Here is a 2,280-nt window from a genome sequence, read left to right as displayed (position 1 = left end):
CTGCTGGAGCGCCGGACCCAGGCCGCAGGCACCCTGTCCGGCGGAGAGCAGCAGATGCTCGCCATTGCCCGCGCCCTCATGGCCCGGCCCCGTCTGCTGTTGCTGGACGAGCCGGGCATGGGGCTGGCCCCGCTGGTGGTCAGGGATATCTTCCGGCATATTGTCGAACTGCGCGACCGCCTCGGCCTGACCGTGCTTTTGGTGGAACAGAACGCGCGCGGCGCGCTCAAGGTCGCCGATCGCGGCTATGTGCTGGAAAACGGGCGGATCATCCTGCAGGGCACGTCGGCCGAATTGTTGGCCAACCGCGACGTGCAGCGGGCCTATCTGGGACGCGAACTGGACGAGTAGGGGGGAATATGTACTGGCAGAGCGAATACGAATGCATGGAGCGCGGCGAACTGGAGCTGTTGCAGCTGGAACGGTTGCAGGCGACCCTGAACCGGGTGGCCCGCAACGTGCCCTTGTACCGCAAGCGTTTCGCCGACTTGGGTCTTGATCCCTACGACGTGCAATCGCTCGACGATGTGCGGCGCCTGCCGTTCACGACCAAGGCCGATCTGCGTGAGCACTACCCCTACGGTCTGTTCGCCGTGCCTCTGCGCGATGTCGTGCGCATGCAGGCGTCCACCGGCACCACGGGCAAGCCGACCGTGGTCGGTTACACCAGCGGCGACCTGCGGCGCTGGTCCGAGCTGGCGGCCCGGACGCTCATGGCCGGTGGCGTGACCAAGGACGACGCGGTCCAGATCGCCTACAACTATGGCCTCTTCACCGGCGCGTTCGGCATCCAGTCCGGGGCCGAGCTGATCGGGGCCTCGGTCATTCCCAGCGCCAGCGGCGACGCCCGCCGCCAGATTTCCATCATGCAGGATTACCGGACCACGGCCCTGGTCTGCACGCCTAGCTACGCCCTGCATCTGGCCGACACCCTGGACGAGCTGGGCATCAATCGCACGGCTCTCAGCCTGCGCTTCGGCCTGTTCGGGTCCGAACCCTGGACCGAGGACACCCGGCAGGAGATCGAGAGCCGCCTGGGCATCCAGGCCACGGACAATTATGGCCTGAGCGAAATCGCCGGCGTGGCCGGAGAATGCCTGCACCGGGCCGGGTTGCACATCAATGAGGACCATTTTCTGGCCGAGATCGTCGATCCGGCCACGGGCGCGGTTTTGCCCGCCGGTCACAAGGGCGAGCTGGTCCTGACCACCCTGACCAAGGAAGCATTTCCCCTGATTCGCTTCCGCACCGGCGACCTGACCACGATCCTCGACGCGCCCTGCGCCTGCGGTCGGACCCTGCGCCGCATGACGCGCATTCCCGGCCGCAGCGACGACATGCTTATCATCCGGGGTATCAACGTCTTTCCGGCCCAGATCGAGGCCGTCATCGCCGGCACCGGCTTGGCCGAACCGCGCTACCGCATCGAGCTGGACCGCGTCGGGCACATGGACCGGGCGACGATCATGCTCGAGGCCCCGGAATCCTTCTGCACGGATTCCATCAAGGAGTCCCAGCGCATTTTGGAAAATGTCCGCATCCGCCTATACACCGAACTGGGGGTGGCTTTCGAGGTCCGCCTGGTGGAACCCAAGACCATCGAACGCAGTGCCAAGGGAAACGGATTGGTGGTTGATCGCCGGAAAATGTGAGCCTTGGTTACATTTGAGGCTTGACTTCACCGGTCAGGACACATAAGCGCTCTTTCACGCAAGCGCCCGTAGCTCAGTTGGATAGAGTGCCTGACTACGAATCAGTAGGTCGCAAGTTCGAATCTTGCCGGGCGCACCATGAGGACCCAAGGAGTAAACAGTGTTTACTCCTTTTTTCTTCGCTCTTGTCATTGGCGGAATGGAGCTTATATGTCTCTTCCGCAATGTTCTTTGAAAGGGGCCGCCCTGGTTTCGACGGGGATGATGAGGCCAAAGTCGCAGGTCGAGGCGCTGGGAGGTCCTCGTTAAAACCCAGCATACGCATAATTGCCAACGACAATTATGAATACGCAATGGCTGCCTAGTTTTTAGGTAACCGTTGCATGACGACTCAGATCGTCACATCCGTGCGGTGGATGTCTGATAAGCCGTATCCGGGTGTCAAACCCCATCAGGCTGGCGAAAGGCCGCTGTCTGGACAGCCAATCGCGAGACATCATCCAGGCTGGCGTCACGGAAGCCCGTTCAGGGGCTACCCGTGGAGCGAGAATCAGAACCTGAACTAAACCTGTAGAAGCTTTGCGCGGAGCGTTCTCGGACGCGGGTTCGATTCCCGCCGGCTCCACCA

2 protein-coding genes, 1 tRNA gene and 1 other RNA gene are annotated in these 2,280 nt (G+C 62.5%); all 4 read left to right on the top strand.

The window, feature by feature from the left end:
* A partial coding sequence (locus EOL86_13925; protein NCD26671.1) for an ATP-binding cassette domain-containing protein occupies positions 1 to 351 on the top strand: 351 nt, incomplete at its 5' end.
* Positions 352 to 359: 8 nt separating this feature from the next.
* Entirely contained in the window at positions 360 to 1,652 is a 1,293-nt protein-coding gene (locus tag EOL86_13920; protein NCD26670.1) for a phenylacetate--CoA ligase family protein, read from the top strand.
* 62 nt (positions 1,653 to 1,714) lie between these two features.
* Positions 1,715 to 1,791 (top strand) — tRNA-Arg (locus EOL86_13915).
* A gap of 98 nt (positions 1,792 to 1,889) precedes the next feature.
* Positions 1,890 to 2,280, top strand: a transfer-messenger RNA (tmRNA) gene (gene ssrA, locus EOL86_13910).

Source organism: Deltaproteobacteria bacterium (assembly GCA_009930495.1).
Lineage (GTDB): Bacteria > Desulfobacterota > Desulfovibrionia > Desulfovibrionales > Desulfomicrobiaceae > Desulfomicrobium.
This window is presented reverse-complemented; position numbering and strand designations above follow the sequence as displayed.